17 protein-coding genes are annotated in these 21,541 nt (G+C 72.7%); 7 read left to right on the top strand and 10 right to left on the bottom strand.

Features of this window, described 5'->3' with window-relative positions; genetic code table 11:
• The first annotated feature begins 69 nt into the window (after positions 1-69).
• Positions 70-1,599 carry a hypothetical protein gene (locus ACIG0D_RS25330; RefSeq protein ID WP_399805017.1) on the top strand — a complete coding sequence of 510 codons (1,530 nt, stop codon included), beginning with the start codon at positions 70-72 and terminating at the stop codon, positions 1,597-1,599.
• Here ACIG0D_RS25330 and cyc2 read toward each other — a convergent pair.
• A complete protein-coding gene (gene cyc2 / locus ACIG0D_RS25325; RefSeq protein WP_399805014.1) occupies positions 1,592-3,760 on the bottom strand; it encodes a germacradienol/geosmin synthase Cyc2 in 2,169 nt (722 codons plus the stop codon). The two genes, ACIG0D_RS25330 and cyc2, sit on opposite strands and share 8 nt — an antisense overlap.
• Before the next feature lie 185 nt (positions 3,761-3,945).
• Here cyc2 and ACIG0D_RS25320 point away from each other — a divergent pair, with 185 nt between their 5' ends.
• A complete protein-coding gene (locus ACIG0D_RS25320) occupies positions 3,946-4,749 on the top strand; it encodes an alpha/beta fold hydrolase (RefSeq protein WP_399805010.1) in 804 nt (267 codons plus the stop codon).
• Positions 4,746-6,011 (top strand): cytochrome P450, encoded by a 1,266-nt coding sequence (locus tag ACIG0D_RS25315; protein ID WP_399805007.1) that lies wholly within the window; start codon positions 4,746-4,748, stop codon positions 6,009-6,011. Before ACIG0D_RS25320 ends, ACIG0D_RS25315 begins: the two co-directional genes overlap by 4 nt.
• Positions 6,012-6,028: 17 nt before the next feature.
• Here ACIG0D_RS25315 and ACIG0D_RS25310 read toward each other — a convergent pair whose 3' ends face one another.
• From ACIG0D_RS25310 to ACIG0D_RS25290, 5 genes are all read right to left on the bottom strand, one after another.
• Positions 6,029-7,207, bottom strand: a complete 1,179-nt coding sequence (locus tag ACIG0D_RS25310) for a damage-control phosphatase ARMT1 family protein (RefSeq protein ID WP_399805004.1) — start codon at positions 7,205-7,207, stop codon at positions 6,029-6,031.
• A 173-nt stretch (positions 7,208-7,380) separates the two neighbouring features.
• Complete coding sequence (locus tag ACIG0D_RS25305) at positions 7,381-8,028, bottom strand: ScbR family autoregulator-binding transcription factor (RefSeq protein ID WP_399805001.1); 648 nt, start codon at positions 8,026-8,028, stop codon at positions 7,381-7,383.
• 336 nt (positions 8,029-8,364) lie between these two features.
• The gene (locus tag ACIG0D_RS25300) at positions 8,365-10,194 is read right to left on the bottom strand and encodes a S8 family peptidase (RefSeq protein ID WP_399804998.1); all 1,830 of its coding nucleotides are present in this window, start codon (positions 10,192-10,194) and stop codon (positions 8,365-8,367) included.
• Positions 10,195-10,463: 269 nt separating this feature from the next.
• The gene (locus tag ACIG0D_RS25295) at positions 10,464-12,254 is read right to left on the bottom strand and encodes an aromatic amino acid lyase (RefSeq protein ID WP_399804995.1); all 1,791 of its coding nucleotides are present in this window, start codon (positions 12,252-12,254) and stop codon (positions 10,464-10,466) included.
• 92 nt (positions 12,255-12,346) lie between these two features.
• Positions 12,347-13,294, bottom strand: coding sequence for an ABC transporter substrate-binding protein (locus ACIG0D_RS25290; RefSeq protein WP_399804992.1), 948 nt, complete (start codon positions 13,292-13,294; stop codon positions 12,347-12,349).
• Between the two features lie 363 nt (positions 13,295-13,657).
• Between ACIG0D_RS25290 and ACIG0D_RS25285 the strand changes: the two genes are divergently transcribed.
• From ACIG0D_RS25285 to ACIG0D_RS25270, 4 genes are all read left to right on the top strand, one after another.
• Positions 13,658-16,327, top strand: a complete 2,670-nt coding sequence (locus tag ACIG0D_RS25285) for an ATP-binding protein (RefSeq protein ID WP_399804989.1) — start codon at positions 13,658-13,660, stop codon at positions 16,325-16,327.
• Positions 16,324-16,800, top strand: coding sequence for a roadblock/LC7 domain-containing protein (locus ACIG0D_RS25280; protein WP_166002879.1), 477 nt, complete (start codon positions 16,324-16,326; stop codon positions 16,798-16,800). Before ACIG0D_RS25285 ends, ACIG0D_RS25280 begins: the two co-directional genes overlap by 4 nt.
• A 71-nt stretch (positions 16,801-16,871) precedes the next feature.
• Entirely contained in the window at positions 16,872-17,360 is a 489-nt protein-coding gene (locus tag ACIG0D_RS25275; protein WP_399804985.1) for a DUF742 domain-containing protein, read from the top strand.
• Positions 17,347-17,970, top strand: a complete 624-nt coding sequence (locus ACIG0D_RS25270) for a GTP-binding protein (protein WP_399804982.1) — start codon at positions 17,347-17,349, stop codon at positions 17,968-17,970. Before ACIG0D_RS25275 ends, ACIG0D_RS25270 begins: the two co-directional genes overlap by 14 nt.
• A 101-nt stretch (positions 17,971-18,071) precedes the next feature.
• On the opposite strand, the gene ACIG0D_RS25265 is transcribed toward ACIG0D_RS25270, so the two are convergent.
• From ACIG0D_RS25265 to ACIG0D_RS25250, 4 genes are all read right to left on the bottom strand, one after another.
• Positions 18,072-18,740: an ABC transporter permease gene (locus ACIG0D_RS25265; protein ID WP_399804979.1), complete on the bottom strand. Its 669-nt coding sequence runs from the start codon at positions 18,738-18,740 to the stop codon at positions 18,072-18,074.
• On the bottom strand, positions 18,737-19,393 hold the full coding sequence (locus ACIG0D_RS25260) for an ABC transporter permease (protein WP_399804976.1): 657 nt from the start codon (positions 19,391-19,393) through the stop codon (positions 18,737-18,739). Before ACIG0D_RS25260 ends, ACIG0D_RS25265 begins: the two co-directional genes overlap by 4 nt.
• Entirely contained in the window at positions 19,390-20,625 is a 1,236-nt protein-coding gene (locus tag ACIG0D_RS25255; protein ID WP_399805290.1) for an ABC transporter ATP-binding protein, read from the bottom strand. The genes ACIG0D_RS25260 and ACIG0D_RS25255 overlap by 4 nt, the downstream gene beginning before the upstream one ends.
• A 166-nt stretch (positions 20,626-20,791) precedes the next feature.
• Positions 20,792-21,541 (bottom strand): FAD:protein FMN transferase, encoded by a 750-nt coding sequence (locus tag ACIG0D_RS25250; protein WP_399804973.1) that lies wholly within the window; start codon positions 21,539-21,541, stop codon positions 20,792-20,794.

Genomic DNA, 21,541 nt, shown 5'->3' with positions numbered 1-21,541 from the left:
GGAAGAGGTGCGTCCGCTTCCCCTGTACCACCGGAGCCGTTGTCAGTGGGGCCTGTTACGTTCTGCGACATGACCGATCACGCGTTGCGGCTGCTGCGGCAGGACCGCCGACTGGCCGCCCTGGCCGCCTTTCCGTTCGGCTTCGACTTGGACCGTGCGGCGCAGGGCCATGTCGAGCCGGTCCGAACGGCTTCGGGCGACCCGCTGGAGGCGGTGGCGGGTGACGACTCCGGCGGTACGTACTTCGCGTGCGCGGACGGCTCGATGCTGTACGCCTCCTCGGAGGGCACGGCCGGGCTCATCGGGTCGAGTGTCGACGAGGCACTGGAGATCCTGATCGGTCTGCCCGGCTGGCGCGACTGCGTCGACCTGTCGCCGCGGGACGGCGAGGAGAGGATCCTGGGGCGGGTCGCGGAGATCGAGGACGGGATCCGCGCGTCCCACGGCATCGACGACGAGCGGGCCGAACTGCGTGCCGCGCTGGGCCTGCCCGAGCGCTCCCCGGTCGAGCTGGTGGGCCTGCTGCACGCGGCGCTGATGCGCACCGAGCCCGACTTCGTGCTGATCGGTGACGACGAGCAGGGGGCCTACGACCTTCTCGACGACCTGCCCCGGCCGCCTCTGTGGGAGCCCGTCCTGGCACGGGGCCGTGCCGACCTGGCGCTGCTGCGGGACGGCGCCCAGGACGCCCTGGCGGCCGTGGCCGCGGATCCGGTGCGGCGCCGACTGGTGCTGCGGGCCGCGCAGTTCGACCGCGCGGAGGGCGATCCACTTCTGCTGCGCCCGCTGCTGCGGGCGGAGGCGGAGGCGTCGATGACGGACGAACTGCGGCTGGCGGCCGCACTGGTGGGGCTGCGCGGGGACCCCGGGGACCTGCCGCTGCTGCACGAGGTGCGCGAAACGGACTTCGACACCCACTGCGGTCTGAGCGACATCCCCGCCCTCGACGCGGAGGGGAGCGAACTGCGCGCGTGGGCGCGGGAGATGGACGAGGCCTTCTTCGGCACGGACCCCGCCGACGAGTCGCTGTTCACCTGGACCGAGCTGGCGCGGGACCAGGGGCTGACCACGCTCGCCCGGGTGGCACTGATCCGCCGGCTGGACGCGATCGAGCTGGACCAGAGCCTGCTGCGGTGGCCCGGCGATCCGACCCGGCTGGACCCCTCACCGCTGCGGGTGATCGCCGCCCAGTTGGAGCGGCTCGGCGACCTCGTCCAGGCGCTGCGCGCCCAGCGGCAGTACACCGCTCTGCAGGACACCGCGCGGGACCGCGCCTGGGCCCGTCTCGACCAGGCCGCGCTGGAGCGCCGTACCGGCCGGCTCGGTCGGGCGGCGCGTTCCCTGGCGTCGGTCAGGGACGCACTGGGGGACGCCGAGAACGCCTCGGCGTGGAACTGGCGCCTGGTGAACGTGGGCCTGTTCGTCGCCCGGGAGCACTACGCGCTGAGCGGCGCCCTGGCCGACGCGGGACGCCCGGAGGAGGCCCGTGTCCTGCTCGCGCTCGCGGAGGAGATGCGCGGCGGTCTCTCGGAGGCCGGCGCCCGCGGCGTGCGCGAGCTCGCCGAGGCGACGGCCGGGAGAGTCCGGGCGATCAGCTGACCCACGCGGGGACGGGGACCGCCGGGGCCCGGTCCGGGAGGAAGCCGTGGGCACGGCCGGCCAGCCAGTCGGCCTTGTAACGGTCCACCGCGCGGTGCCAGTTCAGGATGCCGGCCATCCAGTTCCGGAGCGCGGTCACATAGCTCTCCAGCCCGGCGCGGGCCTCGTCGGACAGGTCGAAGTCCTGGTACACGACGGGCAGTTCGGTCGCGACCACGTGCTCGAACTGCTCCATGCGCTGGTTCATCAGGTCGGCGACGACGCCGAGGGCGGTCGGGTAGTCGATGCCGAAGAAGTTCTGCACGACCAGGATCGCGTTGTGGATCTCCCCCTCGTACTCGATCTCCTTCTGGTACGAGAAGACGTCGTTGAGGAGGCAGGCGAAGTCGACGGCCGCGTTCTCCATGGAGCGGACCGGGCCGCTGCGGTAGACCTCCGGCGGGACCGAGGGACCATGGCCCATGCGGCACAGGTTCATGGTCATGTCGGAGCCGAAGGTGGCGCGGCGCATCTCCAGGTAGTCGACGGGGTCGGGGATCCTGTTCTGGATCTGGTTCGCCAGCTCCCACAGCCAGCTCTCCGTCATCACGTTCACGGAGTCCTTCAGGACGCGGCGGGCGCCCTCGTCCATCTTGGCGGTGGTGCGGTGCCACAGGTCGCTCAGGGCGCGCTCCATGCCGTTCACCGGGACGACCGGCTCCTCGCCGGCCAGCGGCATACAGGCCGCCAGGCGTTCGGTGGTGAGCCGCGCGGCGGCGAGGTCGCGGCGGTGCCCGAAGACCAGCGGGTAGTAGTCGTCGCCGTAGGTGCCCCAGGCCAGCCACTGGGCGCTGAGGTCGAGGGCGTCGTCGGAGCCATCCGGGTCGAGTCCGGCGGAGCACAGCGGCAGGTCGTAGGCGTGCAGCTTGTCCTCGTCCCAGACGCCCTCGCTGAGGATGCCCATACGGTGCGCCCACGGCAGCAGGCGCGCACGGGCGCCGTCGAGACCGGGGTTGAGGCGCAGCGGGAACGGCATGCGGATGTCCGGGATGCGGGACGGGCCGACCTTCTGGTACGGCCGGTGGGTGTAGGCGCGCAGCCGCTCCGCGCCGGCCGAGGCGAGCAGGCCGCGGACGTCGGTGCCGGAGGTGCCGAGCACGCCGAGGCTCTGCCAGGGGCCGGTGGAGGCCGCGGCGTTCTTGTTCATGTAGCGGCTGGAGCGCATGTGCCACTCGTGGCCACCGGACTGCCAGTCCTGGAGGCCCTTGGTGTACGCCGCCACCGCCGCGATCTCGGCCGGGGTGAGGCCCTTCTCCAGGGCGAGCGCGGGCACTTCGGTGAGCGCGGTGTGCTCGAACTGCTGGAGCCGTGAGGTGAGGACGTCGTTGACGGTGTCGGCGGCCTCCTGGGTGGTGCAGCCGAAGAAGGTCTCCAGGACGAGCACGCCGTTGCTGTTCTCGCCCTCGTCCTCGACCTCCCGCTGGTAGGAGAACAGGTCGTTGCGCAGGTGCACGGCGTCCGAGAAGGTCTCCATCAGCACCCGCAGCGGCCGGGAGCCGGCGACGGACGCGGGCACCTCGGCGGTCGCGTACTCCACCAGACCGGCCGACCAGGGGGCGCCGCCGACCTTGCGGCGCATTTCGATGTACTCGACGGGGTTGGCGATCCGCCCCTCGTTGATGTTGGACAGCTCCCACAGGGACTCGTTCAGCAGATGCTCGGTGGCCACGGCGAAACGGCGGCGCCAGTCGGCCGACATCGACGGCATCGTGCGGGCCCACAGGTCGGCGAGGCCGGCCTCGACCGGGTTCTGCGGCTCGGGCACGGGCGTGTCCGGGTCCAGCGGCATGAACAGCGGCAGCCGGTCCAGGTAGGCCTTGCCGCCGGCGCGGTCCTGGCTGCGCTTGAACGTCTCCAGGAAGTGGTCGTCGAAGAAGAACACCCACACGTACCAGTCGGTGATCAGCGAGAGGGCGTCCGCGTCGCAGTCGGGGTGGGTGTAGGCGCAGAGCAGTCCGTAGTCGTGCGCGTCGAGGTCGGCCTGCTCCCAGATCCCGGAGCCCTCCAGCATGCCCATCTCGCGCGCCCACACCGTCGAGTGGTCGCGGGCCTCGTCGAGATGCGGGTTGAGCCGCGCGGGATACGGCATGTAGAAGTGCGGGAGTTCGAAGGGCTGCGTCATGGCCGGGCCCTACCCCCGCGCCCGGAAGGACATCCGCGCAGCCGCACATGATCACACCATCGCGTGAATCGCGGTCGGTCCGGGAGCTCGGGCGGAAGCGGGTCCGTTCCTCGCATGTACACACTCGTATTCCTCTCTCGTGCGCGCTCTTGCCGCCCCTTCGACCTCCCGCCACGGTGGTGCCCATGACTTCCTTCGCGCTCCCCCACGAATTGCACGGCGACGGTGCCCACAAGGTGTTCGCCGTGCACGGCTGGTTCGCCGACCGCTCCGCGTACGCGCCGGTGCTGCCGGACCTGGACCGTGCGGCGTTCCAGTACGCGCTGGTCGACCTGCGCGGCTACGGCGAGGCCCGGGAGACGCCGGGCGAGTACACGACCCATGAGGCCGCCCTGGACCTGGTGGAGCTGGCCGACCGGCTGGGCTGGGAGCGGTTCTCGGTGGTGGGGCACTCGATGGGGGGCGCGGTCGCGCAGCGGCTGGCGGCCGTCGCCCCGCACCGGATACGCCGGATCGTGGGCGTCTCGCCGGTGCCCGCCTCGGGGCTCGCGCTGCCGCCGGAGCAGTGGTCGCTGTTCGCCGACGCCGCGCACCGGCCGGAGAACCGGCGGGCCATCATCGACATCACCACGGGCGGCCGCCGCCCCGCCGCCTGGCTGGACCGGATGGTCGCGCGCTCGCTGGCGTGCAGCGACCCGAAGGCGTTCCGCGCCTGGCTGGACTCCTGGGCGGGGGACGACTTCCACGACCGGGTCGAGGGCGCGACGGTCCCCGCGCTCGCGCTTGCCGGGGCGCTTGACCCCGCGCTGTCGGCGGACCTGCTCCGGCAGACCTGGCTGACCTGGTATCCGCGCGCCATGCTGCACGAACTGCCTGGCGCGGGGCACTACGCGATGGACGAGACGCCGCTGGAGCTGATCCGGGTCGCGGAGGACTTCCTGCGGGCGGACGACACCGGCTCCGGCGGCCCCGAGGGCGGTGCCGCATGACCCTGTCCGACGCGCCGCCCGTGCCCGACGTCTTCGACCCCCGGCAGTACGCCGCCGGTGTGCCCTATGACGCCTACCGCACGCTGCGCGACCATCACCCCATGGCCTGGCAGGAGGAGCCCGAGGTGCTGGGCTGGCCTGCCGGGCCCGGCTTCTGGGCGGTGACCCGGCACACCGACGTGGTGCGTGTGCTGAAGGACGCGGCGACCTTCTCGTCGTACCTCGGCGCCACCCAGATCCGCGATCCCGACCCGGCCGACCTGCCGTTCATCCGGCGCATGATGCTCAACCAGGACCCGCCGCATCACAACCGGCTGCGGCGGCTGGTGAGCCGGGCCTTCACCCCCGGCCGGATCGAGCGGTTCACGGCGGTCGCCGAGGAGCGGGCCCGCACGCTCCTCGCCCGCGCCCTGGACGACGCCCGAGCCGGGGACGGAACCGTCGACCTGGTCGCTGCCGTCACCGACGACTACGCCCTGCTGAACCTGTCCGACCTGCTCGGTGTCCCGGCGAGCGACCGGAAGCTGCTGCTCCACTGGACGCAGCGGGTGATCGGCTACCAGGACCCGGACGAAGCCGGCCCCGTGGTGCGCGACGAGCGGGGCAGACCGGTCAACCCGCGCTCCCCGGCCGCCCTGCGGGACATGTTCGACTACGCCCGGCAGCTCGCCGCGCACAAGCGCCGCCACCCCGGCGACGACGTGCTGACCACTCTCGCCCAGGACGAGGAACTCGCCGAAGCCGAGCTGGAGATGTTCTTCTTCCTGCTCACGGTCGCCGGGAACGACACGGTGCGCAGTGCCGCGCCCGGCGGGCTGCTGGCCCTCGCGGATCACCCGGCCGAGCAGGAGCGGTTGCGGTCCGGTGCGGTGTCGCTCGGCACCGCCGTGGACGAGTTGCTGCGCTGGCATCCGCCGGTGCTCACCTTCCGCCGTACGGCCGCGCGCGACACGGTGCTGGCCGGGCGGCGGATCCGGGCCGGTGACAAGGTGGTCGTCTGCCACGCGGCCGCCAACCGGGACGAGCGGGTGTTCACCGAGCCGGACCGGCTGGACCTCAGCCGGACGCCGAATCCGCAGGTGTCCTTCGGGGACGGTCCCCATGTCTGTCTGGGCGCGCACTTCGCGCGGCTGCAACTGCGCGTGCTGTACGGGGAGGTGATACGCGCGCTGCCGGTGCTGCGGAGCGCCGGTCCGCCGAGACGTCTGGTGTCGAACTTCATCAACGGCGTCAAGTCCCTGCCGCTGCGGATCGCCCCCTGACTGTCGTGCCCGCCCGTTCAGTCTCTGACCTGGATCAGCGCGTGGGTGCCCGCGGTTCGCCAGCGGTCTCCCTCGGCGGCGGTGAGTGCGGCCTCGGTGGTGGCGTCGAGGCCGCAGACGACCTCCGACTTCAGGGTGCGCAGGGCGGCGACCGGGCCGGGGAAGTAGGCGGTGAGGTCGGCGAAGGGGGTGGTCGGGGGCCAGCGCCGGTCGCCCACCAGGCGGCGGTAGTTGAGGTCGCCCTTGACCACGGTCAGGGTGGCGGCGGCGAACTCGGCGCGCAGGTCGTCCGGCATCTCGGCGTACGGCAGGGGGGCGGCGGAGAAGGGGTGGGCGCGGACGGTGAGCCGGCCGTCGGTCATCGCCGTCCACAGTCGCCGCCCGTAGGCCGCGGCCGTGCCGGGTGCCGAGGTCAGGCGGCGCAGGGCGTCGAGGACGTCGGCGGTGGTGGCGTCGGAGACGTAGTACGGGTGGGGCTTGACGTGCAGCACGGCCCGGGCGACGCGGCCCCGGTCGAGGAGGTCGGCGATGAGGAGGAGGTCCGGGATGAGTTCGCGGCCGGCGTTGTCGGCGACAAGGCAGAGGGTGTTGGTGCCGGAGGGCGGGAGCAGTGACCAGAGGGTGTCGCTGTCGTCGGCGAGCAGACCGGGGGCGGCGTCCCGGGTGTCGGCGCCCTCGGCGGAGAGACGGAAACCGAGGTCGGCGCGGTTGCCCCAGAGGGAGCCGTGCAGCAGGGCGCGGGTGCGTTCGTCGGCGGGGCGGTCGGCGAGGGCGTCGAGGGCGGCCAGTTCCTCGTCGGTCTGCGGCGCGTCCAGCTCGGCGAGCTTGGCCGGGCGGAAGGGGTCGATGCCGTGCCACGGGCCGGGGGTGAAGTAGCCGACCGCTTGCAGGAGTTGCCGGTAGAAGTAGCTCTCGGACCACAGCCAGGGCAGGTCGAACCAGGAGTGGCCGGTGTGGGTGTCGAGTCCCCAGTGCCGCCAGCGGCTCAGGTCGGGCGCGTCGGCGGGGAGGGATTCGACGACGCCCTGGGTGCAGTTCTCCAGCAGTGCGTCGAGGGCGCGGCGCCGGTCGGGGTCGTACGGGGTGGACTCCCGTACCTGCCGGATGATGGCGGGGTGGCGCTCGGCCAGCACACCGTGGGGGAACGAGCCGGTCCGGTCGGCGCGGAGGACGGGCGCTGGGGCGGTGTCGGGCATGCGGCTCACCGTATCGCGCGGGCTCCGGCGGCGCGGAGCACGGTCGCCCGCCGCGTCCGAGGCACGCGGGCGGGACTTGCGAGCCGTGCGGGCCTCACCGGCCGTGCGGCATCACCAGCCCTGCGGGCCTCACCGGCCGTGCGGCATCACCGGCCCGGCGGGCCTCGCGCGGGTCACACGGCTCTTGCTTCGCGCTCCAGCTGGGCGACCAGGCTGAGGTAGCGCGGGCGGCGGGTCACCGGGACCAGGCCGCGGACCAGGACGTACCACATCTCGGCCACCCTGCGGGGCAGCCGTACGAGGGGTTCGAGGGAGCGGCCCATGACCCGGGTGCCGACGAAGAAACTGACGAGGGAGTGGGCGACGGCGTCTATGTCGATGTCCGGGTGGACGTCGGACTCCTTGACCGCGCCCAGGAGTTTACGGGAGGCGATCTCCAGCCACTCGGTGAACGGGTGCGGCAGCGGCGGCCGTACGCCCACGCCCGCGGTGGCCAGGCGCAGTCCGGCGCGGGCGACCGGGCCCTCGACGGCGAGCCGGGCGATGCCGAAGGTGATGCGCATCAGGGCTTCCAGGGAGGAGCAGTCCCGTTCGTCCACCTCGCGGGCCAGCCGGCGCGAGGCCTGGGACTGGATCTCCATGATGGCGTGGGCCAGGTCCTCCTTGGCCGCGAAGTGGAAGTACAGGGCACCCTTGGTGACATGGGCGTGCTCGACGATGTCGCTGAGGCTGGTCGATTCGTAGCCGTACCGGTCGAACAGATCGGCGGCGGCCGCGATAATCGTCGCCCGGGTCTGTTCGGCGCGTAACTGCCTCGCCATCGTCTCGACTCTCCTGGCTTAAAAGAACGGGCCACGCCGTTTGTTACTCACGGGGTGTACACGATAGCTCACACGCCGCTGGCATGTGCCGCCCCGTCAGTTTTCCACGTCGCCTCCTCGCGGACGAGTCGACGCAGTTCATCCTAGCTCCAACCAGCGGTGATGCAGGAGGGCGATGACCGGAACCTTACGATCCGGGGGCTCGGCATATGACAAACTCCCCCATGAAAAAACCGGATGTGCGGTTCTTTATTTGGGGGCAACAGAAAGGCGGGCCGTCCGGCGCCCATCCGCACCGTCCGGCCCGCCCGTTTCGGGGAGGCGTTCAGACCTCGATCAGAACGTCAGCTTCCAGCTGTTGATGCGGCCGGTGTCCTGCGCGGCCACGTCCTGCACGCGCAGCTTCCAGGTGCCGTTGGCGACCTCGCTGGAGGCGTTCACCGTGTAGGTGGTGAGGACGTTGTCCGCGGAGTCCGAGGAGCTGGAGGACTTCAGCCGGTAGGTGGAACCGTCCGGCGCCACCAGGTCGATGACCAGGTCACCGCGGTAGGTGTGGGTGATGTCCACGCCCACCTGGAGGGCCGAGGGGGCGTTGCCGCTGCGGCCGGTGACGGTGATCGGGGACTCGACCGCCGAGCCGGCGTCCGGGATGTTCACGGCCGTGGTGCTGGTGAAGGTGGTGCTGCCCGTCGACCCGTCCGTGCCGCCGGAGCCGCTCACCGCCTGCACGGTCTTGGTCGCGTCCGCGAGACCCGCGCCGCAGCCGCCGGAGCAGGCGCCGGGCAGCGGACGGGCGTTGGACTTGATGGCCGACTCGATCTGGGCCGGGGTCAGCGCGGAGTTGGCCGACTTCATCAGCGCGGCGAGGCCCGCGATGTGCGGGGTGGCCATGCTGGTGCCCTGGTAGAAGGCGTACGACTCGGTCGACGGCGTCTTGGTGCCGGAGTTCAGCGTGGAGTAGATGCCGTTCGCGGTGCCGGTGCTGGTCTGGCCGCCGGGCGCCGAGATGTCGATCAGGGAGCCGTAGTTGGAGTAGGAGGCCTTGGCACCGGTGCGGCTGGTGGCGGCGACCGAGATGACGTTGTTGCAGTTGCCCGGCGAGTGGTTGGCGACGTTCTCGTTGTCGTTGCCCGCCGCGACGACGACCGTGGTGCCGCGGCCGACGGCCGCGTTGATGGCGTTCTGGGTGGCGCTGGTGCAGGCGCCGTCGCCGCCGAGGCTCATGTTGATGACCTTGGCGACGTTGGTGTTGGCGGGCACGCCGGAGACGGTGCCGCCGGACGCCCAGGTGATGGCGTCGATGATGTCGGAGTCGTAGCCGCCGCACTTGCCGAGGACGCGGATCGGGGAGATCTTCGCGCCGTACGCGATGCCCGCCATGCCCTTGGCGTTGTTGGTGGCCGCGGCGATGGTGCCGGCGACGTGGGTGCCGTGCCAGGAGGAGTTGGAGGCGGGGACGCCGGCGCCGCACTCGCCCGCGGCGTACCAGTCGCCCGGGTCGGAGGGGTCGCTGTCGCGGCCGTTGCCGTCGACGGCGACGGCGGTGTCGGCGATGAAGTCGTAGCCGCCGACGATGTTCGGGGCGAGGTCGGAATGGGCGACGTAGCCGGTGTCGATGACGGCGACGGTGACGCCGGTGCCGGTGGTGGTGTTCCAGGCGCCCGGGACGTTCATGCCGGCGGTGGCCTCGAAGAGGTCCCACTGCTTGGCGTAGTCGGTGTCGTTCGGGTCGGCCTGCGGCTTGTTCAGGCGGTCGGGGACGACGTAGGCGACCTGCGGGTCGGCCTGGTACTCGGCGATGACGTCGGCGACGTCCGCCTTCGTCAGGTCCTCGCCGAGGTCGACGAGGGCGGCGCCGGTGCCGAGGCGGCGCTGGAAGTCCAGCTTCTCGCCGGCCTCCTTGCCCTTGGCGGCGGCGTCGGCCTCGGCGGCCTTGTTCGACTTGGCCTCGGAGGCGCCGGACTCGTAGCCGACGATGAGGCGTTCGGCGACGACGCCGGGGGCGGCCTCGGTGCGGGCGGCGAGGTCGGCGGAGGCCTGCGGGGAGGTGGCCTGGGGAGCGGGCTCCTGGGCGACGGCGGCCGAGGCGGTGCCGGCCGTGATCAGCGCCGCGGAGAGGGCGGCGACGGATATCAGCTTGCGTCGCAGGGACGGGGAAGTACGCAAGGGCGTGCCTTTCGCGTGCCGGACTCCGGGCAGCTCGGAGCGGCGATCGGGCGCTTCGTCGTCGAAGCGGAGGGGGGCTTACCGAAAAGCGAGCGCGGTGGCCGGCCAGGCGCGAAGTGCGTCAGCTGTGCAAGGGGTTACCTGTGGGTCAGCTGTGCTCGAACGATAGGCAAAGGGAAGGTCACAGGGATACAGGGGAAACCCTCGATCCGTCCGGAAACCCACCCTCGCTGTCGCCGAGTTGCCCCCTTGCGACCGGTTTTTGACCGCTACAGCTCCGCCAAGGTCATCAGCAGCTCCTCGGCCCGCGCCAGGTCGGTCGTCAGGGGACGGTCCTCGGTACCGGCGGGCAGGGCCGCGGCGGCGACGGCGAGGACGGGGAGCCGGGGCGGGGAGGGGTGCAGACGGAGGGCTCGTACGGCGGTGACCAGTTCGCAGGCGAGGACGGTGCGGTAGGCGTCGGTGGCGCGCAGGGTCTGGCGGGCGGCCTGGGAGGCGAAGCTGGCGGCCTCCTCCAGGCCGTGGGAGAGGACGGCGTGCCCGGCGGAGGCGGGGGTGGCGCAGGTGCGCAGCTCGGCGAGGGCGGAGGTGGCCGTGTACTCGAGGATCATCGTGCCGGAGCTGCCCGCCGGGCCGGTGGCGAGGAACGCGGGCAGCCCGGTGAGGTCCGGGCGGCCGAGGGCGGTGAGCCGGGCGGCGCAGAGCTGGGCGGTCTGCAGCAGGGCGAGGTTCAGGCCGTCCAGCGCGAGGGCGAGCGGGGCGGCGTAGAAGCCGCCGTGGTGGTAGGCGGCGGTGCCGTCCGGGGCGATGAGCGGGTTCTCCGTCGGGCAGTTGATCTCCGTCTCGACGATCCGGCGCAGCGCGTCCGCGGCGTCCAGGGTGGCCCCGTGCACCTGGGGGAACGCGCGGAAGCCGTAGGGATCCTGGATACGGCTGCCGAAGCCGGCCGGCCGCTCCGGGAGCTCCAGCAGCCGCCGCACCTCTGCCGCGGCGCGCGCGGCACCGGGGTACGGGCGCAGGGCGTGCACCGGCGCGGCGTACGCCTCCGGCGACCCTGACACCGCGGCGAGCGACAGCGCGGCGACGGCGTGCGTCGCCCGCAGCAGGGCGCCGAGCGCGTGCGAGGCGAGCGCCGCCTGACCGAGGACGAGCGCGTTACTGCTGAGCAGGGCGAGCGCGTCGCCGGGGCGGAGGCGGATGGGGGTGGGGGTGGGGCCGGGGCCGGGTTCCGGACCGAGGTCGGGGCCCGGGTCTGGCCGGGAGTCAGGGCCGAGGCCGCGACCGGGGCCGACGCTCGGGCTCGGGCCGGGGTCAAGTCCGGGGCCAAGACCAGGTGCGGGTCTGATGCTTGGGCTTCGGCCGGGCCCCGGGCCACGGACATGCGCTGGGCCTCGGGCAGGATCGGAGCCAGAGGCGGAGCCGGAACCGGGTGCGGAGCCCGGTGCGGAGCCGGGGCCGGAATCGAGGCCGGGGGCATGGACGTCAGGGAGCCAGGGGCGTTCGCCGATCAGGGCCAGGCCTGTTTCCGCGAGGGCGGTGAGGTCGCCGGTGCCCAGGCCGCCGTATTCGGGGACCGCGGGGTGGTGGCCGAGGCGTAGGGCCTCCACCAGGCCGTGGACGATGTCGGGGTGGATGCCGGAGCCGCCGGCCAGGAGCTGGTTGGCGCGGACGGCGAGCATCGCGCGGACCTGACGGGTGGGCAGCGGGGCGCCGGCGCCGCCCGCGTGGCTGCGCAGCAGGCGCAGCCCGTGGTCCGCCTCGTCGTCCGGCCCGACCGGGACCGAGCGGTGCGCGCCGACGCCGGTGGCGCGGCCGTAGAGCCGGCCCGCGGCGGCGAGCCGCTGCGCCGCCCGCCAGGAGCGCCGGACCCGCTCCAGGGCGGCGGACGGCACGCTCGGCACGGCCGTGCCGTCGGCGAGCCGGGCCACGTCCTCGACGGTCAGTCCGGCACCGTCGAGGTCGACGCCGGTCGCCGGCCCGGGCTCCGTCGGGCCGGGCTCCGCCGGGCCGCGCTCCGCCGGGCCGGGCCGCAGCGGTGGTTCGTCCGTGGTCGTGCTCATCGGCGGGCGTCTTCAGGTCCGTGAGGTCGGTCAAGCCGGTCAGGTCGGTCAGTCCGTCAGGAAATCCGTGTCCGTCAGGTCCGTCAGGTCCGTCAGTCGAGGCCCACCGACTTCAGCCAGGCCTGCGCCACGTCCAGCGGGTCCTTGTTCTCCAGCTGGACCTGGGAGTCCAGGTCGAGCAGCGTCTTGGTGTCGAGCTTGGCGGAGACGGCGTTGAGGGTGTCCACGCCCTCCTGGGAGAGGCCGCTCTTGTGGACCAGCGGGGTGACGTTGGCGAACCCGAAGAGGTTCTTCGGGTCCCGCAGGACGACGAACTTCTCCTTGGTGATGGTCGGGTCGGTGGTGAAGATGTCCGCGGCCTGCACGGTGTTCTTCGCCAGCGCGGCCTGGGTCAGCGGCCCCCCGGCGTCGAGCGCCTTGAAGGACTTGAACTTCAGGCCGTACTCCTTCTCCAGCCCGACCAGCCCCTGGTGCCGCGTCTGGAACTCGGGCGAGCCGCCGATGACCAGGTCGGGCGCGATGTCCTTGAGGTCGGCGAGCGTCGACTGGGCGCTCAGGCCGTACTTCTTCGCCGTCTGGGCGTTGATCGAGACGGAGTCCTTGTCCTCGGCCGGCGCCGACTCCAGCAGCGTCAGCTTGGAGTCGAGCTTGGCCTTGACGGCGGCGTTCACCGACTCGGCGGACTTCTGCTCGGCGTCGGGGTCGAGGTAGGCGAGCAGTGAGCCGTTGTATTCCGGCAGTACGGTGATCGACCCGTTCTTCAGCAGGCCGTAGGTGGTCTCGCGGCTGCCGATGTTGGGCTTGTAGGTGACCTTGATGCCCCTGGCCTTCAGGGCCTCGCCGTAGATGTCGGCGAGGAGGATGCTCTCGGCGAAGTTGTTGGAGCCGACGACGACGGTGCCGCTGTCCGCCTTGTCCTCCGCGAGCGGGTTGTCGGCCTCGTCCTCGGACGAGCCGCAGCCCGCCAGCAGCGCCGTCGCGACGGCGAGTGCCACGGCGGCCGCGCCGCGGTTTCTCCTGCTGGACCGGCTGCTGTTCACGCTGCTCTTCACGGTAGAAGTCACGGTTTCCCGTTCCGGGGCTGAGGGAGTGGTGGCGTTGCGCTGCCGTCGATCCAATCCAGCGCCTTCTCGATCAGTCAAGGGTCACCTGATCACAATCGCCGTCAACAAGTGGTCGGTTGACCATCCCCAACCGGCAAGTTGTGTAGGAAAAGCGAACGAACTCCCAAGGAAACAGAGCGGGTTGTAACGGATTCTTGACGTGCAGTCGTCGGCGATCACCTCAAGAGGCGGTAGTCTCCCGGGAGTTGACGCCCGTCACACACGTCCATGTCGATCACACACGTTGATCACACACGTTGATCACAAAAGTCGATCACAAACGGTCATGGAGGAGGCCCGATGTCCACCCACGAGGCGGGGATCCGGGGCTTCGCCGACCGGTGGCCGTTCCGCCGCAAGCTCAACGTCCTCGTCGGCGTGCCGCTCGCGGGACTCGCCGCCGTACTCGTCTATCTGATCGCCGACCAGGTCGAACGGGCGAGGGACGCGGCGAGCGCGGCACAACTCGTCCGCGACAGCGCCCAGGTGGCTACCCTGGTCGACCGCGTGGAGGCCGAGCACCAGCAGGCCATCCTGCTGTCCGTACGCCACGAGGCGTCCGGCGCCGGCACCCAGCCCTCGGCGGAGGGCTACCAGGAGGCGCAGGACGCGGTCGACGCCCAGGTGGAGAAGGTGCGCGACACCTTCGGCGACCGGCTGCCGGACACCGAGGCGCGGGCACTGCGCGAGATCAGCGGCCTGGACAGCCTGCGCGCCACCATCGAGCAGGGCTATCTGCCCGCCGACAACATCGACCCGGCGTACACGGGCGTCGCCAAGGCCCTGATCGACGGGCTCGGCCTGGACCGCAACACCCCTCTCGCCGCAACCTTCACCGGCAATCTGCTGGACTCCCTGCTGCGCGCGGACGCCGCCCACAGCTCCTTCGAGACCAGCGTGTTCTCCGCGTCGACCGGCGACTCCAACGCCCTGATCGAGTTCGTCAACGCGGTCGGCGCCCACGAGCTGTACGAGCACCAGGCCGATCGCTTCGGCCGGTTCGCCACCGAGGCACAGGTGGCGGAGTTGCGCGGCATCGAGCACAGCCCGGCGAAGGCCGTCATCGGCCGGCAGTACGCCGAACTCCAGATCGACCCGAGCAATCTCCAGGCGGGCACGCCGGAGCGGATCCGGGAGAAGTTCAACGAGGCGCTGGCCGCCTACCCCGCCTACCGCGACCAGTCCGCGACCCGGCTGGAGATCACCGCCTCACTCATCGACCAGATCGCCGACCGCGCGGACGAGGCCTCCGCCGACGCCTGGTGGAACGCCGGCTGGCTGCTGGGCCTCGCCCTGCTCGGCTTCGCGCTGTGGCTGGCCTTCGCGGTGGCGGTACGGCGCTCCGTGGTACGGCCCGTGCAGGCGCTCACCGGCGCCGCCCGCACCGTCGCCGACGTCGCCGGACGCGAACTCGCGCGGGTCGCCGACGACGACGCCGAGGACGACGCGCCGCTGCGGCTCAGCGAGGTGCCGGTGACCGCCCGCGACGAGATCGGCGAGCTGGCCGAGGCGTTCAACCATGTGCAGACCACCGCCGCGGCGCTGCTGGAGCGGCAGGTGCTCAGCCGGCGCAACGTCGCCGAGATGTTCGGCAACGTGGGCCGCCGGGTGAGCAACCTGACCACCCGGCAGCTCGCGCTCATCGACGCCGTAGAGCGCGGCGAGACCGACCCCGCGCTGCTGGAGCGCCTGTACCGCATCGACCACATCGCGGTCCGGCTGCGCCGCAACGCCGACAGCCTGATGCTGCTGGCCGGCATCCACGAGGCCTCGCTCGACGCGGGCCCGACCGAACTCACCAACGTCGTACGGGCCGCGCTCGGGCAGATCGAGGGCTATCAGCGCGTCGAGCTGCACGCCGGGACCGAGGTCATGGTGGAGCCCGACGCGGTGGGCGACCTGACCCTGATGGTCGCCGAACTCCTGGAGAACGCCGTGTCGTTCTCGCCCGCGGGCAGCGCCGTGGAGGTCACCGTGCAGGGTGGCCCGCACGGGGCGACGGTCGTGGTCGCCGACCACGGTCTCGGCATGAGCGCCGAGCGCCTGGCCGAGGAGAACGCCCGGCTGATCCGCCGCGAACGGCTCGACCTCGTGCCGACGAAGGTGCTCGGCCTGTTCGTGGTGGGCACGCTCGCGCGCCGCTGGGACATCGGGGTCACGTTGTCCCGCACCCCCGGCGGCGGTGTGACCGCCGAGGTCGCCCTGCCGCCGGAGCTCCTGCTGGCGCCGGCGACTCCGGCGCCTCGGGCCCCCGGCGCGCTGCCGTCGGCGTCCGGCCCGGTGCCGGCCGAGCGTGTCCGCCGTACGGACACCACGCTCGCCGACCCACGCGGTCCGGCCGGCGTACGGCCCGGAACACCGGGAAGCCCGGACGGCGCCGCCCCTGCCGCCGGGGAGGAACGACCGGGGACCGCCACCGCGCCCCCGACGCACGCCTCGCCGCACGCCTCGGGCACCACCGACCTCCCCCGCACCACCACCCCCAGCACCGAGCCTCCCGGCACCCCTCACGCCGGGCCCTCGACGAACGCCGGACCGCACGCCCCCGGCGACACCCCCCGCGACACCCCCGGCGGCACTCCCGCGCCGCTCCCCCGGCGACTCCCCCGGCGGGAACCCGGCGCCGCCCCCGGTGACGCCCCGCTCATCCCGCGCGCCCGCACGGAAGCCGACCCCGCGGGCAGCGGCGGTGCACGGCCGCTGCGGCGACGGGTCCGGGGCGCGACGCTGCGGACGACGCTGGGCGCGGACGCCGAACGGCATGCCGCGCGGCAGGCGGTGCCCCCGGCCGACGCGGAGGCGGTGCGCGACGCGCTGGAGGAGTTCGAGGCGGCCGTCGAACGCGCCCACCGCGACAGCAACGGCACCGGCATCCCCCGCCCGGACCTCCCGCACACCCCGTCCGAGACCCCGGACCCGCACACGCGTAACGAGCCCACGACCAATCCCCCGGAAGGAGCGGAGAGTTGAGCACGCAGACAGGTGGCACTCCCGCCGGAGACACCGCACCGGACGACCTGCGGGCCGCCGCAGCCGACTTCACCTGGCTGCTCAACCGTTTCGCGACCGAGACCGCCGGTGTCGTGGACGCCATCGCGGTGTCCTCGGACGGGCTGCTCATCGCGGTGGCGCAGTTGCGTGAGCGAGCCCATTCCGAGCGGCTGGCGGCGATCGTCTCCGGCCTGACCAGCCTGGCCGCCGGAGCCTCCGGCAACTACGGCCTGGGCGCGCTGAACAAGGTCATCATCGATCTGGAGGGCGGCCATGTCCTGGTCTCCGCGATCGGCAGCGGTGCCGTGCTCGGCGTGGTCGCCGACAAGGAGGCCAAGCTGGGCAACATCGCGTACGAGATGACGCTGTTCGCCAACCGCGCCGGTGCCGCGCTCAGCCCCCAGCTGGTGCTGGAGCTGAAGAACAGCGTCGGCGCCGCGCCGGCGGGCTGATGGCGGACGGTCCCCCGCCGCCCCCGGCCACGGCCCCGGACCCGGCCACATCCCCGGACCCGGCCCCGGCCATGGGCCCGGCATCGCCTTCGGCCCCGGTTCCGCCCCCGGCCCCGGTTCCGCCCCCGGCCCCGGCCCGGCCCCACGACCAGGAGCCGGAGCCGGAATCAGTCGGTCCCGTTCCCGCCGTACGTCCCTTCCTGGTCACCGCGGGACGGGTGGCGGGTGCCGGTGAGGCCGCGGCCGGGCGGCCGATGCCGGTGGAGACGCAGGTGATCGCCACCGCGGAGGGGCTGGACGCGCTCGGCCGGCTCGCCTTCGAGCAGCACGACATCGTCGCCGTGTGCGCCCGGCCGCAGTCCCTCGCGGAGATCGCGGCGCGGCTGCGGCTGCATCTGAACGTGGTCCGGGTGCTCGCCGAGGATCTGCGGGCGGCCGGGCATCTGGCGGTGCACGTGCCGGACACGGCCGCCACCCATGACGCCTCCGTCCTGCGCAGGGTTATCGATGGCCTGCGGGCCATCCCCGACTCCCGAGGGGTACTCCGTGACACCGACTGAGCCCGTCGCCCTCCATGGCTTCCCGGGCGCCTCCACCGGCGGCGCCGCGCGGAGCGCCGTACGGCCGCCGCTGCCGGTGAAGATGGTGATCGCGGGCGGCTTCGGGGTGGGCAAGACCACCGCGGTCGGAGCGATCTCCGAGATCGAGCCGCTGACCACGGAGGCGGCCATCACCGAGGTCGCGGCGGGTGTGGACGACCTGACCCACACCCCGCGCAAGACCACGACGACCGTGGCCATGGACTTCGGCTGTCTGACCATCGACCCGACGCTGAAGCTGTATCTGTTCGGCACACCCGGGCAGGAGCGGTTCGGGTTCATGTGGGACGACATCGTCGAGGGCGCGGTGGGCGCGCTGGTCATCGTCGACACCCGGCGCCTCGACGACTGCTACGCCGCCGTCGACTACTTCGAGCACCGGGAGATCCCGTTCGCGGTCGCCGTCAACGCCTTCGACGGGCGGGTCGAGCACTCCCTGGAGGAGGTCCGCTGGGCGCTGGACGTCGCCGACCACGTCCCGGTCGTCGTGTTCGACGCCCGGGAGCGCGGTTCGGTGCGGGACGCGCTGCTCGTCGTCCTGGAGCTCGCGCTGGCGCGCGCCGAGAGCTGAGGCGCCGGAAGGCGGAAGGCGGAAGCTGCAAGCCGGAAGCCGGACGGCGGAAGCCGGACGGCGGAAACTGCAAGCCGGTAGCCGGAATGCGGAAGCCCGGTTCAGCCGCCGCGGCGCACGCCCCGGGACACCGCCAGGCGCCCGGCCACCCAGAACACTCCCAGCGTGGCCAGGGCGAGGGCGGCGACCAGGGTGGCGCCGCCCACGACCTTCTCGTAGTCGCGCTGGTAGAGGCCGTCGACGATGTACCGGCCGAGGCCGCCGAAGCTGACGTACGCGGCGATGGTGGCCGTCGAGACGATCTGGATGGCCGCCGAGCGCAGCCCGCTCAGGATCAGCGGGAGCGCGACCGGGAGTTCGACCCGCAGCAGCACCTGTGCCTCGCCCATGCCCATGCCGCGGGCGGCGTCCACCGGGGCGGGGTCGACGGAGCGCATCGCCTCGTAGGTGGTGACGAGGATGGGCGGGACGGCGAGCACGACCAACGGGATCATCACGGGCGCCAGTCCGAGCCCGAGCAGCACGAACATCAGCACCATCAGGCCGAAGCTGGGCAGGGCGCGGGCGGCGGTCGCGATCAGGGCGAGGGCGTTGCCGCCGCGTCCGGTATGGCCGGTCAGCAGGCCGACCGGCAGTCCCACGGCGGCGGCGATGGCGAGCGCCAGCAGTGTGTAGCGGACGTGTTCCAGGAGGCGGGTGGGGATGCCGTCGTACCCCTGCCAGTGGGCGCCGTTGCTGAAGAAGGCGTCGACGAAGTTCAGTACGTTCACCGGGCGGCACCCTTCGCGGCGGGCATCCAGGGGGTGATCAGCGTGCGCAGCAGGATCAGCGCGGCGTCCACCAGGAGGGCGAGGACGGCCGTGCCGACGACCGACAGCCACACCAGGCGCGGCTGGTGGTAGATCATGCCGCTGTTGAGCAGGTTGCCGAGGGCCCCCTGGTTGCCGATCAGCATGCCGACGCTGACCAGGGAGATGCTGGACACCGAGGCGACCCGCAGGCCGGCGATGACGGCGGGGGCGGCGATCGGCAACTGCACCTGGAGATAGCGGCGTACGGGGCCGAAGCCCATGGCGGTGGCGGCGTCCAGGGTCTCCCTCGGCACCGAGCGGACGCCGTCCACGAGCGCCGGGACGAAGACCACGAGGCTGTAGACGGTCAGCGGGATCATCACGGTGATCTCGCTCATGCCGGTGTAGTCGATGAGGACGACGAAGAAGGCGAGCGAGGGGATGGCGTAGAGCACGGTGGTCGCCCACAGCACGGGCGGGTACAGCCAGCGCAGCCGTACGCACAGCTGGGCGATGGGCAGCGCGACGAGCAGGCCCGCCAGCACCGGGACCAGCGCGAGGCGCAGATGCTGGACGATCAGGCCCGCGTAGCTGTTCTGGAGGTCGCTCGGCAGGTCGAAGAACTCGCTCATCGCGCGGCCTTCGCTGACTTCGCGTCGCCCTGCTTGCCGGGCATCGCCCCGCCCGGCTCCCCCCGCTTCCCCGGCTCCCCGGGCTCCCCGGGCTCCCCCGGCTCCCCGGGCTTCGCGTCGTCCGCGTGGGCGCCGCGGATGGCCTCGCCGATGCTCTGCTGCGAGACGACCCCGGCGGCCCGGCCCTCGCCGTCGACGGCGACCGCCCAGCCGGTGGGCGAGAGCACCGCGCAGTCCAGCGCGGCCCGCAGCGAGTCCGTGCCGGCGACGAACGGCCGCCCGCAGGGCAGCAGTCGCTCCGGGCGGATGTCACCGGCGGTGAGGTCACCGGGCTCCGCCCAGCCGAGGGGGGTGCCGTCGACGCCGGTGACGAGGAGGTAGGGGACGCCCTCCCGGGTGCCGGCGGCGGCGCGGGCGGCGATCTGCTCGGCGGTGGCGTCGACGGCGACGATCGGCGCGGTCAGCAGGTCGAGTCCGGCGGAGGAGAAGAAGGAGAGGCGGCGGATGCCCCGGTCGGCGCCGAGGAAGTCCTCGACGAAGGGGTCCGCGGGGTTCGACAGCAGCTCGGCGGGCGGGGCGAACTGGGCGAGCCGGCCGCCGGTGCGCAGGACGGCGACCATCGAGCCGAGTTTGACGGCCTCGTCGATGTCGTGGGTGACGAAGACGATCGTCTTGCCCAACTCGTCCTGAAGGCGCAGGAGTTCGTCCTGGAGTCCCTTGCGGACGACGGGGTCGACCGCGGAGAACGGCTCGTCCATGAGGAGGACGGGCGGGTCGGCGGCCAGCGCGCGGGCCACGCCGACGCGTTGCTGCTGGCCGCCGGAGAGCTGGTAGGGGTAGCGGCGGGCGAGGGAGGCGTCGAGGCCGACGCGCTCCATCAACTCCCGGGCGCGGGCGCGGGCCTTCTCCTTGCGCCAGCCGAGCAGGCGGGGCACGGTGGCGATGTTGTCGACGATCGTGCGGTGCTGGAAGAGACCGGCGTGCTGGATGACGTACCCCATGGAGCGGCGGAGCTCGTTGACGGGCCGGCGGCGGATGTCGGCGCCGTCGAGGAGGATCGTTCCCTCGGTCGGCTCGACCATCCGGTTGATCATCCGCAGGGTCGTGGTCTTGCCGCAGCCCGACGGTCCGACCAGGACCGTGATGGCCCGGTCCGGGATCTCCAGTGACAGCCGGTCGACCGCCACCGTTCCGTCCGGGTACCGCTTGGTGACTGAATCCATCCGTATCAAAACGCCGAACACCCTTCGGGTCTGGCAGCTGCCGTCCGCTCTCGCCGGGACCGCCGGGCACGGCGGCGGGCCGTTGCCGGGAGAGTCTAGACCCGTTGTGTGGCGGGCGGATCAACGGACCGCCGCCGATTCCCGCCGCCGGTAAGGCAGTTGCCGCACGGGCGGCTCACGCGGCGTCCGCCGCCGCCAGCGGGACCCCCGGCGTCCGCCGCACCCGGCGCTCCGCGTCGACGGCGTACACCTCGCAACCGGGCTGCCCGGCCGCCCAGGCGACGCCGTCCGGGCCGAGGGCGAACGCGGCGGTGGCGACGGTGTCGGCCTCGGTGAGGGTGGGGGCGACGACGGTGACGGCGAGGAGGCCGGTGGCGGGGCGGCCGGTGCGGGCGTCGAGGATGTGGTCGCCGCGCTCGTAGCGGCCGGAGGTGGCGACCGCGCCGTCGGTGAGTTCCAGTACGGCGCAGACCCGGTCGGCGTGGTCGGGGTGCCGTACGCCCACCCGCCAGGGCGCCTCGGCCGTGCCGCCCGCGACGACCACGTCACCCCCGGCGTTGAGGCAGAACCGCCGTACCCCGGCGGCGGTCAGCAGTCCGGCCGCCCGCTGCACCGACCAGCCCTTGACGACCGCGCACGGGTCGAGGCCGCGGCCGGGCATCCGGACGTCGAAGGCGCCGCCGGTGGCGGTCCGGTACCGCTCGCCGATGGCCAGCACCTCGGCGAGGCCGGCGCTGACGGCCTCCGGCGCGATCTCGCCCCGGTCCAGCCGGGACACCTCGCTGCCGGGCCGGAACGGGCTGAACCGCTCGTCGGCCTCCCGCAGCCAGCCGTACATCCGGTCCACGGCCCCTTCCGGCACCTCGGGGTCGTCGATCCGCAGCGAGACCGGGAAGCCCATGACGTGCTCGACCCGCCGGAACAT

This window comes from Streptomyces sp. NPDC052773, assembly GCF_044547145.1.
GTDB lineage: Bacteria > Actinomycetota > Actinomycetes > Streptomycetales > Streptomycetaceae > Streptomyces.
This window is presented reverse-complemented; position numbering and strand designations above follow the sequence as displayed.

What these genes read in the sequence shown, in the direction of transcription:
- ACIG0D_RS25320 (WP_399805010.1), top strand. Translation starts at nt 3,946, where the DNA reads ATGACTTCCTTCGCGCTCCCCCACGAATTGCACGGCGACGGTGCCCAC.
- ACIG0D_RS25275 (WP_399804985.1), top strand. Translation starts at nt 16,872, where the DNA reads ATGGGCCCGGCATCGCCTTCGGCCCCGGTTCCGCCCCCGGCCCCGGTT.
- ACIG0D_RS25315 (WP_399805007.1), top strand. Translation starts at nt 4,746, where the DNA reads ATGACCCTGTCCGACGCGCCGCCCGTGCCCGACGTCTTCGACCCCCGG.
- cyc2 (WP_399805014.1), bottom strand. Translation starts at nt 3,760, where the DNA reads ATGACGCAGCCCTTCGAACTCCCGCACTTCTACATGCCGTATCCCGCG.
- ACIG0D_RS25310 (WP_399805004.1), bottom strand. Translation starts at nt 7,207, where the DNA reads ATGCCCGACACCGCCCCAGCGCCCGTCCTCCGCGCCGACCGGACCGGC.
- ACIG0D_RS25295 (WP_399804995.1), bottom strand. Translation starts at nt 12,254, where the DNA reads ATGAGCACGACCACGGACGAACCACCGCTGCGGCCCGGCCCGGCGGAG.
- ACIG0D_RS25330 (WP_399805017.1), top strand. Translation starts at nt 70, where the DNA reads ATGACCGATCACGCGTTGCGGCTGCTGCGGCAGGACCGCCGACTGGCC.
- ACIG0D_RS25305 (WP_399805001.1), bottom strand. Translation starts at nt 8,028, where the DNA reads ATGGCGAGGCAGTTACGCGCCGAACAGACCCGGGCGACGATTATCGCG.
- ACIG0D_RS25250 (WP_399804973.1), bottom strand. Translation starts at nt 21,541, where the DNA reads ATGTTCCGGCGGGTCGAGCACGTCATGGGCTTCCCGGTCTCGCTGCGG.
- ACIG0D_RS25260 (WP_399804976.1), bottom strand. Translation starts at nt 19,393, where the DNA reads ATGAGCGAGTTCTTCGACCTGCCGAGCGACCTCCAGAACAGCTACGCG.
- ACIG0D_RS25285 (WP_399804989.1), top strand. Translation starts at nt 13,658, where the DNA reads ATGTCCACCCACGAGGCGGGGATCCGGGGCTTCGCCGACCGGTGGCCG.